This is a genomic window from uncultured Butyricimonas sp. (assembly GCF_959596855.1).
Lineage (GTDB): Bacteria > Bacteroidota > Bacteroidia > Bacteroidales > Marinifilaceae > Butyricimonas > Butyricimonas muris.
Genome location: NZ_CAUFYA010000009.1, coordinates 104,345 through 121,344, shown reverse-complemented (window position 1 = coordinate 121,344; position 17,000 = coordinate 104,345). Strand labels below are relative to the sequence as shown.

At 42.8% G+C, this 17,000-nt stretch carries 10 protein-coding genes; all 10 read left to right on the top strand.

What is annotated here, in order from left to right:
* The first annotated feature begins 103 nt into the window (after positions 1–103).
* The 10 genes from Q5866_RS06295 to Q5866_RS06250 all read left to right on the top strand — a co-directional run bounded on the left by Q5866_RS06295 (position 104) and on the right by Q5866_RS06250 (position 16,994).
* Positions 104–3,451, top strand: a complete 3,348-nt coding sequence (locus Q5866_RS06295; protein WP_227216581.1) for a SusC/RagA family TonB-linked outer membrane protein — start codon at positions 104–106, stop codon at positions 3,449–3,451.
* 11 nt (positions 3,452–3,462) lie between these two features.
* Positions 3,463–4,956, top strand: a complete 1,494-nt coding sequence (locus Q5866_RS06290) for a RagB/SusD family nutrient uptake outer membrane protein (protein WP_303179525.1) — start codon at positions 3,463–3,465, stop codon at positions 4,954–4,956.
* A gap of 28 nt (positions 4,957–4,984) precedes the next feature.
* On the top strand, positions 4,985–5,683 hold the full coding sequence (locus Q5866_RS06285; RefSeq protein WP_176554999.1) for a DUF4843 domain-containing protein: 699 nt from the start codon (positions 4,985–4,987) through the stop codon (positions 5,681–5,683).
* 51 nt (positions 5,684–5,734) lie between these two features.
* Positions 5,735–7,399 (top strand): PKD-like family lipoprotein, encoded by a 1,665-nt coding sequence (locus Q5866_RS06280; protein WP_303179523.1) that lies wholly within the window; start codon positions 5,735–5,737, stop codon positions 7,397–7,399.
* 115 nt (positions 7,400–7,514) lie between these two features.
* On the top strand, positions 7,515–8,066 hold the full coding sequence (locus Q5866_RS06275) for an RNA polymerase sigma-70 factor (RefSeq protein ID WP_186976030.1): 552 nt from the start codon (positions 7,515–7,517) through the stop codon (positions 8,064–8,066).
* A gap of 455 nt (positions 8,067–8,521) precedes the next feature.
* Positions 8,522–9,679 carry a FecR family protein gene (locus Q5866_RS06270; RefSeq protein ID WP_303179521.1) on the top strand — a complete coding sequence of 386 codons (1,158 nt, stop codon included), beginning with the start codon at positions 8,522–8,524 and terminating at the stop codon, positions 9,677–9,679.
* 178 nt (positions 9,680–9,857) lie between these two features.
* On the top strand, positions 9,858–13,235 hold the full coding sequence (locus Q5866_RS06265) for a SusC/RagA family TonB-linked outer membrane protein (RefSeq protein WP_303179519.1): 3,378 nt from the start codon (positions 9,858–9,860) through the stop codon (positions 13,233–13,235).
* Between the two features lie 45 nt (positions 13,236–13,280).
* On the top strand, positions 13,281–14,714 hold the full coding sequence (locus Q5866_RS06260; RefSeq protein WP_099291553.1) for a RagB/SusD family nutrient uptake outer membrane protein: 1,434 nt from the start codon (positions 13,281–13,283) through the stop codon (positions 14,712–14,714).
* 12 nt (positions 14,715–14,726) lie between these two features.
* Entirely contained in the window at positions 14,727–15,467 is a 741-nt protein-coding gene (locus Q5866_RS06255) for a DUF4843 domain-containing protein (RefSeq protein WP_303179517.1), read from the top strand.
* Between the two features lie 18 nt (positions 15,468–15,485).
* The gene (locus Q5866_RS06250; protein ID WP_227216585.1) at positions 15,486–16,994 is read left to right on the top strand and encodes a PKD-like family lipoprotein; all 1,509 of its coding nucleotides are present in this window, start codon (positions 15,486–15,488) and stop codon (positions 16,992–16,994) included.
* The last annotated feature ends 6 nt before the right edge of the window (positions 16,995–17,000 follow it).

Below are 17,000 nucleotides of genomic sequence, written 5' to 3'. Positions count from 1 at the left end.
AGGGAATTGGGCAATTATTTATGGGGCTGAAAATATTTAGTCCTCGGGAAATGTACGGCCTTTTATAAAGATGATAATTTAAATATGAACTAAAAACAATTTTATGGAAAAAAAAGACTACATGAAACGCTTGTGTTTTTATACACGGAAGATAAGGCGTATGCTGTCTGTATTGTTTCTTTTTGTGTTTATGGGGATAAATGCTTTAAGGGCAGACACGATTGTTGAGAAAGTCGAGTTGAATATCTCGGTGAAGAATGCATCTGTGCTTCAAGTTTTTGCCCAGATAAAACAACAAACGTCATTCAATTTTGTTTATAATGACCGGGATATCTCACAGATCGGTTTGAAAACGATGGACTTAAAAAAGGCGGATATCGTTGCCGTGTTGGATAAATGTATCGAGGGAACGGATCTGGTTTATGAATTTATGGGTAATGTCGTCATTTTCAAGCGGCGTGCCGAGGTTGTTCGGGATAGCGTGAAGGAGGGTAAGATAGTGGGAGTGGTAAAGGATGAACGAGGATTTCCATTGCCCGGGGTTACAATACAGATAAAGGATATGAAGTTGGGTACGGCAACGGATAAAGACGGGCGGTATGCTTTCCGCTTTGTCCTCGGTAAACAGATTGTTCTGGAATATTCTTTTATCGGGATGGAAACCGTGGAAATAAGATATACCGGTCAAGACACGATTAATGTTGTTATGAAAGAGAGTGAGGTTGCATTGGAAGATGTCGTTGTGACGGGGTATGCCAATCTTTCCCGACAGTCTTACACGGGAAACGTGAAAACGATGACGGCCGCGGAATTAAAGAAGATTTCCCAAGTAAATGTATTGAAATCCATTCAAGTATTGGATCCTTCTTTTCGGATTGCTGTTAATAACGAGATGGGTTCTAACCCGAACGTGATGCCGAAAATAAGCATTCGCGGAGATTCCGGTATCGGATTGACTGAATTGGATGAGGTGAATGTGTCTAAAACGGCATTGCAGAATAACCCGAATCTACCGACATTCATTTTGGACGGTTTCGAGGTGAGTGTTAATAAAGTGTACGACATGGATATTAACCGGATTGAATCGATCACTTTATTGAAAGATGCGGCAGCCACGGCAATATACGGTTCTCGTGCCGCGAACGGGGTTGTGGTGATAACAACCGTTACTCCTAAAGATGGGCAAATACTGATTAATTACGGGTATAACCTGAATGTACAGGTTCCTGACTTGCGGGATTATAATTTGATGAATGCCAAGGAAAAAGTAGAGGCGGAAAAAGAAGCCGGATTGTTTGATCAGGAGTATTATCAGCAGGCTTACTATCATGCGAAACTAAGATTAATCGAGCGGGGGAATAACACGGACTGGCTGGCTTTGCCGCTTCGGAATACGGCGAGTAGTAAACATTATCTAAGAATGGAAGGGGGAACAAACGGTTTTCGTTATGGTATCGACGTGAATTATCAAGGGAATAACGGGGTGATGAAGGGGTCCGAAAGAAAAACCTTTGGATTGGGTTTAGAGTTACAGTATAATATCGGGAAATTGTTATTCAAGAATAGTGCCACGTACACGGGAGTTAATTCGGAGGAATCTCCTTTCGGTTCGTTTAGCAAATACACCACTATGAATCCCTACTATTCTTATTTGGATGAAGACGGAACAGTTGCCGAAGTAATAAAGACTGCAACACCGAACGGTACGACCAGTAATCCGTTGTATGATGCCTATCTGGGTAGTTTCGATAAAACGAAAAGCAAGGAATTTATAGATAATTTCTCTGTCCAATATTATCTGACGAATAAAATTCATTTCAAAGGTTCTCTTGCCTTGACTTACACGACGGGCTCTTCTAATGCTTATACCTCACCCGAAGCCGGGCAATATCACAACAAGCCTTATAAAGGGGAAATGACTGTTGGAAATACAACCGCGACAGTGATAGACGGTAGTGTATTCGGGTATTATAACGATATGATCGGGTATCATAATATTAATTTGTTTGCCGGTATCAACGTGAAAGAGAGTTCAGACGAGAGCCATAGCGTGTACGTGAGAGATATTCCGGCGGGTGGGTTTGCTAATCCGCAATTCGCGAGAGAATTTCCGAATGCCCCGACAACTTTTCAACAAAAAACTAGATTGTTCGGAACGATAGTATCTTTGAATTACACCTACCGGAATATTTATTTGTTGGACGCCACGTGGAGAATGGACGGAAATTCATCTTTTGGGAGCGAAACCCGTTTTGCGCCGTTCTGGTCGATGGGGCTGGGGTTGAATATTCATAATTATGCTTTTATGAAAGGAGTAAATTGGCTCTCGGAATTGAAAATCAGAGGTTCATACGGTGTTACGGGTAAGGCTAATTTCCCCGCTAACACGGCTCGCACGTTGTATACGATTAACAGCAAATCGGTTTATCCTACAGGGTTGGGAGGAAATATTACAGCCATGGGAAATAAAAACTTGAAATGGGAAAAAACGAAGATAACGGATTTAGGTACTACAATCAATATTCTGGACGGCCTTTTGGTGTTTACGGGGACGTATTATTTCCGCAGGACGGTGGATTTGATTGCCGATATGTACATTCCTTCATCTTCGGGATTTCTGTCTTACAAGGATAATATCGGGGAGATTACCAATAATGGTTACGAGATAAGTTTACGGGTAAAAGCATTAGCTAAATCTGACGCTCAACTTTATTTTACGGCTAATGTGGCATCCAATAAAAATAAGATAAAGAAGATTTCCGAGTCCTTGAAGTCATATAATCAAAAGATAGAAGAGAAGTATCAGGATAATGCCCATAAAACCGAAACCAAAAAACCTTTGTTGAAATACGTGGAAGGCGCTTCGACAACATCAATTTACGCCATGCGGTCATTGGGGATAAATCCGCAAACAGGAGATGAGATATTCCGTTATAAAGACGGAAGTTACGGTACGGAATGGCTCGCTTCGGAGAATGTTGCTATCGGGAATACGGAACCGAAAATGAATGGTACCTTGTCTTCAAACTTGTTATTGTACGGTGTGACGTTGGACGTGTATTTTACTTATACATACGGGGGACAGCAATATAACCAGACGTTACAAACCAAAATAGAGAATGCTGATATTGAAAATAACGTGGATAAAAGAGTGTTTACAGACCGGTGGAAAAAGCAAGGTGATATTGCCGGCTTCAAGAGCTTGAAGCAATATAATGTTCCCACGAATCCAACCAGTAGATTTGTACAAGATGACAACACGCTGACACTCCAATCTGTATCTGTCGGTTATGAATTACCTTCGGATATACTAAAAAAGATTCGTTTCAGCCGGGTAAAACTTGCTTTTAATATGAACGACGTATTCCGAGTATCATCAATCAAGCAGGAAAGAGGTTTGTCTTACCCGTTTGCCAGAAGTTATAGTTTTTCAGTAAATGTAGGTTTTTAAAGATATAGGTCATGAAAAAAAGATATATAATAAATATTGTCTTGCTGGCATTTATATTCTCGTCGTGTGATAAATGGTTGGATGTGAAGCCGGAACTGGATATATATGAAGAAACATTATTCGAGAAGGCACAAGGGTATTATATCGCGTTGAACGGTGTATATATTGATATGTCCGGCAAGAATTTGTACGGGAAGGAGTTGACATGGGGTGCGGTGGAAGCTTGGGGACGTAGTTATAGTCTGAACGAGAAAGCGCATCGTCCCTACTTGGATGTGGTTAATTTCGAGTATGACAAGAGTGAGGCAAAGTCGATAGCCGCCTCTATCTGGTTGGATAGCTATAAAGTTATCGCGGAGGCGAACAATTTGATTCAAGGATTGGAAAATGACGGGGAAGTAAAATTCAAGTATGGGGATGTTACTAAAAATATGATTCTTGCCGAGGCTTATGCGATACGGGCTCTCATGCATTTTGAATTGTTACGTATCTTTGCTAAAGCCCCTATCGCTGACAATGGCGGGGAGTCTGCCTTTATTCCTTACGTGACAACATACCCGTCTATCGTGAATCCTCCGGTAACGACGAAGAACATTCTGAAGTATTTGATTGCGGATTTGGAGAAAGCTAAAGAGTGGATAAAACCTTTTGACACGGATGTACAATATCCCGGGGGAAAGATTTTTAGTTACTTGAACGAGTCCCGTGTTAAACTGGATAACGGAGCGGGGGAAGTTTTAGGTGTTGATGAGTTTTTCAATTATCGAGCCAATCGATTGAATTATTACGCTATATCTCAATTGCTTGCCCGAGTCTGCTTGTATGCTGGGGAAAATGATAAGGCGTTCGAACACGCTAATGAGGTGATAAACGTCGTGAACAAAGGAACGAATTTTAGGTTTGTCGCTCCCGGGTATATTGGGGACCCGATGGAGTTAAGTACGATTGAACCTCGGTTACACTCGGAAATACTTTTTGCTCCTTATAACTCGGAATTGTCTACTTGGACGGAAGGATATTTTAGTTCTTCAGCTAAAGATTGGCTTTTAGTGCTGAACGATAAAAGTGGAATTTTCTCGGAGAACGCGGATGATGTGCGTTTGAAAGCGATACCCCAAAACATGGTTACTAAATTTTCTTTGGAAGGAAGGGAAGAGAGTGATATGATTGCGGCAAAATCTCTGGAACCGGTACTTCGATTCCCCGAATGTTATTATATCGCGGCGGAGGCTGTTTTTGATAAAGACCGGGCTTTGGCTGTCGAGATATTTAATAAAGTTGTGGACGCCCGAAATAATTCGGTTTATAACTTGAAGGCTGACGTGGATAAAGGTACTTTTATGGAGGCGTTGGTTAAGGAATACCGTAGGGAATTTTTATGCGAGGGGCAAATGGTTTACGTGTACAAGAGATTGAACCTGCCGTTAAGAGAGAATGGAACAACTGTCGCTCATAATGGGAAATTAGTTATGCCGGTACCAGACACGGAAGCCGGGGTGCAGTAAATGGTGTGTAATATAAATGCAAACAATTATGCGAATCATATTTTTACTTCTTTTATTAGGTTGCTTGGCGTTTTACGGGTGTCAAGAGGAAAAGCCGGAAATGTTTACTCCCGAAAGGTTTATCAAGTTCATGTTCGGGAGCGAGTCCGGCGAGGATTACTACAAAGTCGAGTGTAATTTCGCGTACGAGAGTGATAACACCACGGAGAAAATTATTTCCGTCCCTGTTGAATTTCGAGGCTACAATTTGACTGAAACGTTGTATTTTGCCGTTAACGTGGATAAAGAAAAAACGACACTCCCGGAGGATTGTTTCATTTTGGAAACAGAACAACCGTTTCAACAGGATGGAGATTTTATCGACACGATGCGCGTGAAATTACAGCGAAAGGCTATATTAAAAGAAGGGAGTAAAATCCTGAGATTGCAATTAGTACCTAATTCGGATTTTCAAGTTTATATGGCAGATTCTCTGTTTATAGAGATTACGGTGCTGGATATTTTCTCGTGGCCTGAATGGTGGACAGATGACATTGCTAAGGCTTATTTGGGCGATTATTCTAAGGAGAAATATGATGAATTTGTAAAAGAAACAGGCATTCGTGATTTTGGGGTTTTGGATCCTTCGGAAAAGAGATATTACGCTATCATGTTTAAAAGAGCCTTGGAAAAAACACCTAGATACGAGTTGGATGGACGTTTAATGTCTGTTACGATTACAGGATGATTTTTATAGAACTAAGAAATATGTATTGTAATGGACCAAAAAAAATAGGTTATGAGAAATAAGATTTTAATGATATGCTTCTTAGGCTATATATTATTAACCGGTTGCATGGATGACAAAACAAATTTGAATTATAAAGATATTGTATTGCCTGATACCGTTATTATAACAAATATAGAGGATCAAGAAAGATTTTATCTTCATGAAAATACTATAGATGCCAGATTCAAGGTGACCGCGGGTGATGAATTGCAATTAGATTTGGAGGTGAAATACAACGGTGATGATGAATTGACTTACGAGTGGCGGATGGATGGTAAAGTGATTTCAACAGAGCAAAATTTACGGCACGTGTTCACGGAAGGAGGGAACGGGCAGTTGTTTATTTATCGGAAAAACGCTGGTAATGCCACGATCTATGGTTTCCTCGTGGAGATACGCCGACCTTTTAGTACCGGAATAGTCGTGTTGGGTAAAAGTAATGGTGTCACTCAAATGGATTTTGTCGAGCGTTATTGGGAGAAGAAAAACGTGGAACTTGACGGAAGGCTTTATTCTAATTTCTCGGTCACGGAATATATTCCACATGAAAACGTGTATCCTCTTTACAATGATGGAGAAGAATTGGGGCAAGATCCCGTGGAAATATCCCGTATTACGGGATTGGCTCCGGATCCGGCTGCTCGATACAGTGCTTTGCAAATTTTGGACCGGGATTGGCGGAAATCCGTTGCCGTGAATTCTGAAGATATGAAAAAAATCGTTTCCATGAAAGATGAGTTCGTGGGGGAACCGACTAATTGCATTCCGGTAAATTTTGAAACTGTCGGAGCTACCTCGCTGTTGTTGGATAAGTCTGGGAAAATTTACACGCGTGTGAATTATGACGCGGGGAATCCGAACACGGGACGTTTTATTCTTGAACCATTGGTCTTTGACGACCCTTATGATGTACCGGATAAAGGTTCTGAAGAGATTAAAGCCGAACGTGTGACAGCGAAAGATCAATTAGCGATTATTTATGAAAAGGAAAGAAAACGGATTCTTGCTATGACAGCTTCAAACGGGTATAATCAAAAACTGGATTATTATGCGGTTCATGATTTATCTCGTCCAAGCAATATAGCTAGTTTACCTGACGGTTATGTGCTTCTTGATAATTTTGATAAAGAGATCTATGCGATACTTTTCCATGAAAGTTTTTTTAATAATAATACTTATGTTATCTATAAGGACGGTTCGGATTTTTATATACAAACGTTCGAGTTAAATACTGTTTTGTACACGGCAGAGCATTCGATAAATTATAAAGCTGTTTCTAATTTGAAATTACCTGTTGACGCGGCAAGATTGATAGAACAAGGACATGGTCTTGTGAAAATAGCGATGGATAAGCGCTATAATGACTTTATGTATGTCGGGGCGGGGAAGGCTCTGTATTCGATGAGTATGGAAGGTACTGCTATTTCAAAAATACATGAATTCACGGAAGAGGGCAATATGAAAGATTTTGTTATCACTGCAACGTGGAGAGGCGACGGGGACAATGCAGCCCAGCGATATTTCAACGGGCGCGTGTTTGGTGCTATTTTTGATAACGGGGATTTTAGGGTGTTGAAATTGTATGACGATCCGCAGAAACCCGGGGAGGTACAGAAACATTATTGGGTAAATAAAAATTTTGACGGGGGAGCTGTTGCGTTATATTACTATTAGTTTGCGAGAATTATAGTGTATGCTTTAGTGATATTAGGCGGTGTCGTGTACGACACCGCTTTTTTGTTTGAAGAAATACAATTATATTTGTCTTCGTCTAAAATTATATGAATATATGACAAATACAATCCGGAGCGGAAGAATATGTTTGTCGGATTCGAGAACATTTAAAGAGGTATATGAACAATATTTTGCCGCTTTAAAGTATTTCGCCATGCGTTACGTGGGGGATGAGGAATTGGCGTGTGATCTTTTGCAGGATATTTTTATTAAGTTATGGGAAAAAGGGGATAAGTTCGAGGACGAGTTACAGTTGAAGGCTTACTTGTACCGGGTGGTGCGTAACCATTGCCTGACGTTCCTGCGGGATAAGCAGAGACAAGATAGACGAATGGAAGGTTTTGAAGTGGAGGAGGCGGAAGAGTCGTTCGTGTACCAGATGATCGAGGCTGAAATATATGCCTTGATAAATGATATTTTTGAAGAACTTCCGGAAGCCTGTCGGAACGTGTACGCGAAGAGTCTGGAAGGAAAGAGTCATAAAGAGATCGCGGAGGAGTTGAATATTGCCGTTACGACCATTAAAAAACATAAGACAAATGCGAATAACTATCTGAGGGAACGTTTGAAACATCTCCTTTGTTTTATGATGTACTTGTATTCATGAATGCCGTGATTTTAAATTGATTTCCCCACGTTATTGCTCTTTTATAGTTTTCCCATCCCAAAATTTTCCTTCGGAAGGGGTGGGATGGAAATAAATAGAATAAAAATCCGGGTGAGGTCAGTTCGCGAGAGAGTGGGTTTCGAGGTAAAATAAGTTAAATAATAAATATATATGATATATTTGTATTGTAGTTGATTTATATCAACTCCCATTCATCTCCTATTCAACTCCTATTCAAAGCCTATTTCAAAGGTAAAATAATAGAATTTAAATTGTATTTGTATAAAATTTAATAACAGCAAAATACCTGATATATATATTATTGATTGTTGTAAGATAACTGAACAGGATAGATTTTTTTCTTGAAAAAATGCCATATTTCTATACTACCTTTTTTGTTTTTTGGAGTTCTTAGATAAGAAAGATAGAAAAATATTTTAAGACAGGAGTAATTGATGAATACACGGGAGATTGAGAGATTGATAACGAAGGCACTTTTGAATGATATTTCGGAAGATGAACAACGCCGGTTGGATGAATGGTTAAATGCATCCGGGCGGAACAGGGATTTCTTTGAAGGTTTGCACTCGGGGAAATATTTGAAAAGGGCTGTCACGGACCGTAATCGCGTGTCGCGGGATGATCGGTGGAAGCGGTTGAGAAGGGAAACGGTGGCTATCAGGAGTCGAAAGATTCGTTCACGGGTGCTTCGAGTGGCGGCGGCGATTATTTTCCCGTTGATGGTGGGTGGAATGATTTGGTTGATGTCGGATTCAAAACAGGGAGATTCTTCAACTTTATTGGCACACGAGGAGATTAAGGTCGGGAGTTCCAAAGCCGTGGTAACCTTATCCAACGGGGAGAAAGTTGCTCTTTTCGGGGACACGACGGTACGCGTGAATGACGGGTTGGCGGTGATGGTGAATCAGAAGGATACGCTGAATTTCATGAGAAATAACGAGGCGGTTGTCGCTGATAATAGTTTTACCGTGATCCAGATACCGAGAGGGGGAGAGTATATCGTGCGTCTGGAGGACGGTACGACCGTGTACCTTAATTCCGAGTCGGAACTGCGAATACCGGTGCATTTTAATTCGAAGGAACGCGTCGTTTGGTTGACGGGAGAGGCGTATTTCAGTGTCGAGCACGAGAAACAACGGTCGTTCACGGTGAGAACGGAGCGGGCGGATATTTCCGTGCTGGGAACGGAATTCGGGGTTCGGGCTTATGCTGACGAGGCGGATTTGTTGACAACGCTGGTGCAAGGGGCGGTAGAGGTGAAGAGCGAGAGTCGCGTGCACCGGATTGTACCCGGCGAGCAGGCGAAGGTGGATGAGGCTGGTAATATAGAGGTGAAAGAGGTCAACGTGGATGATTATATTGCTTGGAAGCTGGGACGGATCGTGTTCGTGAACGCCCGTTTGGAAGATATCATGAGAGAGTTGCAGCGCTGGTATGATTTCAAGGTTTCGTACAGCAGCCCGGAGCAGAAAGAGTTGCGTTTCACGATGGATATCCTGAAGTACAAGGAGGTTTCCGATATATTTGATTTGATGGAAAAAATCAAAAGGATCACGTTTGTCGTGGAGGGGAACCATGTGACTCTAAAATAAAAAGAGAACGGTACCGCAAATACCATTCCCTTGTGAGTCTGCTAACAGACTAATGTAAAATCAATAAACAAAGTTATGGAAAATAATTAAAAGAAAAAAAGAAAGCCGATCATTTCTGCCGCAAACAGAATTGAAGAGATTGTGAAATAGACTAATGTAAAATCAAACAAATTATTTTATGAAGAGAGATCATGAAAGTTTTCGGGGGTATCCCCGGTGGCTATGCCAATTGTTGTTATCCGTGAAGATAGTACTGTTGTCAGTATCATTTTCATTCGCTCAACAAAACACGGATCGGGTTAGTGTGGATATGAAAAATGCTTCGTTGGCAGAGGTTTTTGACGAGATCAAACGCCAGACGAAGTTGAGTTTCATGTTCAGTAACGACGATTTGAAACATGTCGGAAGAAAGGATTACGCGGTAAAGAATGTTACCGTGGATTCTGCCATGCGCGAATGTCTGGAAGGTACCGGGCTGGAATATGAATTGACCAATAACGTGGTGGTGATACGGAAAGCCCCGGTAAAGGCGGAGAAAGTGCAACAGATCACGTTGATGGGAACGGTGCGGGATCAAAAAGGGGAAACGTTGCCCGGGGTTTCAATCGTCATCAAGGGAACGGCTTTAGGTGGGGCTACCGATATTGACGGTCGCTATTCGTTGGCTCTTCCCTTGACCAAGGATATGGTACTTGTATTCTCGTACGTGGGGATGTTGACGAAAGAGGTCGTGTACGACGGGCAGAAAACGATAGACGTGACGTTGGAAGAGAACGTGAAGGAGATGGAAGAAGTCGTGGTTACCGGTATCTTTACTCGGAAGGCAGAGAGTTACACGGGTGCGGCGCGTACCGTGAAAGCGGAAGATCTGGCGAAAGTGAGTAATATGAATGTCCTGCAAGCCTTGAAAAACCTTGATCCTTCTTTTCAGGTGATAGAGAGCAATCAATTCGGTTCCGACCCGAACCGGGTGCCGGAAATCCAGATGCGCGGTGCTTCCAGTTTCACGGACATGAAGGATAAATACCAGACGAACCCGAACCAGCCGCTTTTTATCGTGGACGGTTTTGAACAGACTATCGAGAAGGTGATGGACATGGATATGAACCGGGTGGAGTCGATCACGACGTTGAAAGACGCGACGGCAAAGGCGCTTTACGGTTCCAAGGGGGCGAACGGCGTGGTTGTTATCGAGACCAAACGTCCGGCGATCGGTAAAATGACGGTAAGTTATACCGGGAGTATGGATATCCAAGCCCCGGATTTAAGTAGTTATAATTTGTGTAACGCGTGGCAGAAACTGGAAGTGGAGCGTTTGTCCGGGGTATATACCTCGTCCACAAATCACCCGGTGAGTCAACAGCGGTTGGATGAATTGTACGCGGGATTGAATAAAGAGGTAGAGCGGGGTGTCAATACCTATTGGTTGAGCAAACCGTTACGTACCGGGATCGGGCACAAGCACTCGTTGAATTTCGAGGGTGGCGATGAGTTTATCCGGTATAATATTAACGTGAGTTACAACAACGTGGCGGGTGTTATGAAGGGTTCCAACCGGGAAACATTTGGCGGAGGTTTTACTTTTTCTTATCGTTACAAATCTTTGCTTTTCCGGGAACAACTTTCTTTGTTGCATAATAAAGCCGATAATTCCCCTTACGGGTCATTTTCCGATTACGCGAAACTGAACCCGTACTGGAGGGCGAAAAATGAAGACGGGACAATTCGGGAGGTGTTGAACCCGGTAGAGGTGGCCTACGGGAGTAACCCGGTTTACAACCCGCTAATAAATAAAACTTTAAACACGAAAAACGAAAGTAAATACACGGATATAACGAACAATTTTTATATCGAGTGGAGTGTCTTTGATGATTTGAAAGCCACGGGGCGTTTCGGTTTCACTTCCCGCACGGATGAATCGGATATTTTTTACCCGAGGGATCACACGATGTTCCGTGATATCGATATCACGGACGACGCTTATTTCGAGAGAGGTCAATACACGAAAGGGAACGGGAAGATGACAACCCTAACGACGGATATCGCTTTGAATTACTCGAAGACTTGGGATAAACACGTGATGTTTGCTAACGCTCAATGGAGCCTCGGTGAAACGAAATCGGAATCCGTTACTTTTCAAGCGGAGGGATTTGCCAATGACAAGTTGGATTACATCACTCATGCCCAACAGTATCTTGCCGGAGGAAAACCGAGTGGAAGCGAGTCTTTGTCCAGAGAAACGAGTTTTCTGGCTTCCGTGAACTATTCTTACGATTCCCGCTACCTGTTTGACGGTAACTATCGGGCGAACGCGTCTTCGTTGTTCGGGGCTGATCGCCGCTGGGGACATTTTTGGTCTGTTGGCGCGGGTTGGAACATGCACAACGAGAAATTCTTGAATGACATTGGGTGGTTGCAGCGTTTGAAATTGCGTGTTTCCACGGGCTACACGGGTTCACAGAACTTCAATTCTTATCAGGCGGTTTCTACTTACAAGTATTATTCAAACGAAGTTTACGATAACATTATCGGTTCTTACTTGATGAGTTTGGCTAATCCCGACCTGCAATGGCAAAAGACACAGGATAATAACGTCGGAATCGATGTATCATTATTCAGTCGTGTCGATTTGACTTTTGATTATTATATCAAGAACACGAGTAACTTGTTGACCCCAGTAACGTTACCGCCTTCCGCCGGGTTCTCTTCTTACACGGAGAATCTGGGAAAATCACAGAACAAAGGATTCGAGTTGCAGGTAAGCGTGCGCACGATTAATGATGCGGATAAGGATTTGCACTTGAACGTGTTCGGTTCTTTGATGCACAACACGAACAAGATCAAAGAGATTAACGAGGCTCTGTCAAGCATGAATGATGATAAGGATTCCGACAAAGATTTCAATTATGATCAAAGTACGAAAGAAAAGACCACGAAACCGTCCGTTCGCTACGCCGAGGGACAATCGATGAGTGCCATTTGGGCGGTGCGGTCTTTGGGGATCGACCCGGGTACCGGAAACGAGCTGTTTCTGACAAAGGACGGGCAACTGACTTACACGTGGGATGCCAACGATCAAGTCGTTTGCGGTGACGAGTTGCCGAAATACACGGGAACATTCGGTTTTAACTTGGATTGGAAAGGTTTCTCTGTAAATACCTCTTTCTATTTCCGTTTGGGCGGACAGATGTATAATCAAACGTTAGTAGACAAGGTTGAGAATTGCGATATGACTTACAACGTGGACCGTCGGGTGTATACCGGAAGATGGACCACACCGGGACAAAAAGCCGAGTTCAAGAGAGTTACCGACCCGAATTATTTCACGCGCCCGACATCTCGCTTCGTGCAGGATTTGAGCGAGTTGCAAATGACTTCTCTGAATGTCGGTTACGATTTCAGAAATTGTAAGTTCATGCAGAATGGTATTATCGAGCGGTTGAAATTGTCTTTCTACATGAATGATGTATTTCGTCTGTCAACGGTGAAGACGGAAAGAGGTACGGATTACCCGTTTGCCCGTTCTTTCTCGTTCCAGCTGCAAGCGACATTCTAACAGGTGGTAGGCTATGAATATACTAAACAATTATTCGACTAGATTATGAGAAAAGGTTTTTTAAAATATAGTTTGTGGATTTTGGTTTGTTTCAGCATGGTGGCGTGTAACGACTGGCTGGACGTGAAACCGAAAACCGAGATGGAAGCCGAAGATATGTTCTCCACCGAGGATGGGTTCAAGGATGCTTTGGCGGGCGTTTATACGGCGATGACAAAATCTTCTCTGTATGGTAGAGAGTTGACTTACGGGATAGTGGATGTGGTCGCCCAGCAATGGGGAGGAATCGGCTCCAATCATCGTTACGCGAACGCGTTGAAATACGAGTACGAGGCAACGAACACGAAACCGATTATCGACACGCTTTGGAACGGGTTGTATAACGCCATAGCGAACGCTAATAGTATTCTGGCTTATATTGATAATTCAAAAGCCGTGTTCACGGGGGATAATAAGCAGATTATAAAAGGGGAAGCGTTGGCTTTGAGGGCTTTCATGCACTTTGATTTGTTACGTTTGTTTTGTGCGGATGCGACAAGTGCTTCCGCTGAAGACGGGATTCCTTATGTCAATGAACTCACGAAGCAGGTAACCGTGTCGGTTTCCCCGAAAGATGTCACGGAACAAATTATCAAGGATTTGAAAGAAGCGGCTACGTGTCTGGCAAATGATCCTGTGCTGACGGGACGGGAAGTTTCCGCGAGTGATGACAACGGTTATTTGATAAACCGGAATTATCACTTGAATTATTACGCGGTTATGGGGTTGATGGCACGCGTGTACATGTACGCGGGCAATCCGACCGAAGCCCGTAAGAGTGCCATTGCCGTGATCGAGGCCCACGAAAACCGGGAGTTGTTTCCTTGGAGCACGAGGGGCGACGTGTTGAACGAGAAAAAGGAGTTGCGTGACCGTACTTTTTCCACGGAACATCTTTTCGCTTTAAATATAAGGAAGTTGAAAGATTATATTGAGGGGTCTTTCACGGGTACGAGCGTGCCTTTATTGACGCGGATTTCCCCGGGTAGTTTGTTTGTTGCGGGGAATGATTTTCGTAGTTTCTTCTTCGAAACCACGAATTATATAGGGGATGTACCTTCTAAACTGTGGCAGATGGATGGAATTACGGTGGAAGGTCAATTGTACACGCCCAAGCGTGACCGTATGCCGATGATCCGTCTAAGCGAGATGTATTATATCGTGGCGGAGTGTGATAAGGCAACGCCTTCCGTGGCGGTAGCCCGATTGAACGAAGTGCTCGCTAACCGGGGATATGAAGACACGGAGTTGTTGGATGCTTCGGTTGTGAATAGCGGGGATGCCGTGCAGGAAGAAATCTTGAAGGAATACCAGCGTGAATTTATTTGTGAAGGACAACTCTTTTTCTATCATAAGCGGATGAAGGATGAGAAATTGAATGGCTACACGGTGAATTATGTATTCCCGAAACCGGAGAATGAACTGGAATTTGGAAAATAAAAAACAGAGATTATGAAATTCATGATAAGATATTTTTTATGGCTTCCGGTATGTTTGACCTTTGTGTTGACTGCCTGCGAGAAAGAAAAAATCCCGTATTACAATGGTGTGGAGCGAGTGAATTTTAATTACACGAGTATGGGGTTACAAAGGGACACGATTGATGTCGTTTATGGCTTCGTGCTGGATGAATATACCGACATTGACCTTGAGATATTGTTGATGGGGTATGCTAAAAATTACGACCGGACAATCGGGCTGAAGATCACGAGCGAGAATGGAGCTGTTGCCGGGACTAATTACGAGATACAAGACCGGCTTGTGCTGCCTAAAAACGAGGTTTCCGTAAAAATACCGTTGAAAGTCTTGCGTTCAAGTGATTTGCTGGAGGACGGGGCTAAATCTTTCTTGGTTGAACTCGTGGATTCCGATGATTTGAAAGCGGGACTTCGGACAACACTTTTTATCACGGTTTCGGATGACATTCCGGAAGAGTGGGTAGGTGGTGAAAATTGGTTTATGAATAAAGTGAGTGATTATTTCGGGGAGTGTAATCAAACTAAATACTTGTTCGTTTACGAGCAGTTAGGTGTTTGGGATTTTTCAGTTTGGAATCTGATGGGATTCATGGGTAATGACGCGAAATTCTCGCCGGCGAAGAGAATCTTGAAAGAAAAATTGGCAGAGTACGAAGCCGAGAACGGGCCTCTGGTAGATCCTAAAACAGGTGATCGAGTAACATTCCCGGATTAACAATTAAACGATGATTTTATGAACAAGAGATTTATAATACAGATCATTTTTTTACTGGTTGCCATCTTCAGTTTATGTAATTGCTATGATGACAAGGGTAATTATGATTACAAGGAATTAACGTCGTTGCAGATCGACACGACAGGTATTAAGGCACAACAAACGGCGTATCAGTTCGAGAATTTTAAAGTACCCGTGGATGTGAAATATGCGGGGAACAAGGAAGATCTGTCGTACGAGTGGAAAATTTACCCGCAAGTCCCCCAGAAGGATGAAGATGTGACTAAATATGATTCGGCAGTCGTGTTGTACACGAAAGCGGTGTTCGATACGATTATTTACGAGATACCGGGCGCGTATTATCTGACCTTGACGGTGACCGACCATCTTCAGAATATTCAAGAGGCTTTCACGTTAAAGTTGAATGTTGAAACTCTCGTTTCCCGCGGGTTGTGCGTGATGGATGAGAATAACGGTATCTATGATTTGCATTTGATAAAGTCTGCCAAGTTATTGCCGGATATCTTGGAATCGGACGAACAGACTTATTATCATGTCTATTCCGGTGTTAATGATCTGGAAATAACGGATGGGAAATTTCTGGGATTTGTTTCTGTTGATGCAGCAACGGATAATAAAGCACTTTATTTCTTTACTGAAACCGGAGGTGTAACCTTGGATATTGATACATACGAGATCATGTCGAGTGATTATCCGTCGTGGTTCTCTTTCCCGATGAGTATAACTCCCGCTCCCGGGGCTTTTATGGTAACAAGTCGCCCGATAGAGATGCTTATCAATAACGGATTGGTTTACGTTTGGGATCACACGTCTATGGGGGTGACAACCTTTGGCGACCGGTTGAACGGGGATTATGAAGCGGCTCCTTATTTGCCGCGTATATCTACCAGTACATTCTCAACCGTGATTTTCGACAAGAAAAACAAACGTTTTGCCCCTATAAATATATTCGGTTCACAGGTGGGTGAGTTTGAATCTACCGCAAGCGGTGAGTTCGATCTGGATGATATCGGTGCTTCCAAAGAGTTGAAGTTTATGGATAACGGTTTCAATTCTTACACTTATGCTGTTTTTTACGACACGCAAACATCCGAGTACGCATTGTACGTGATGGATTTCTCCGGAACGGAAGCCTCGCCGGTGAAGAAATACGCGATGGATAACTGTGAAGGAATAAACGGGGATTCTTATTACGCTTTCGGAAATCAAGGAAACGTGTGTTTCTATTCTTCCGGTAGTGACTTGTGCCAGTATAAATATGCTTCGACAAACGCGGGAACTGTCGTTCACTCGTTTACCGGGGAAACAATTACCGGGATTAAAGTATTTAAAAACTCCGGACATGCTCAAGACGGGAAACTGTTGATCGTTTCGACGTTGACAGGTAGCGGAGAAGGAAAAATCTACTTGGTAGGATTCAATGAATTGACGGGTGCGATCGTGGACGGAACCGATAAACCTTATGGCGGTTTCGGCAAGATCGTTGATATATTGTACAAAGAATAAATAAGT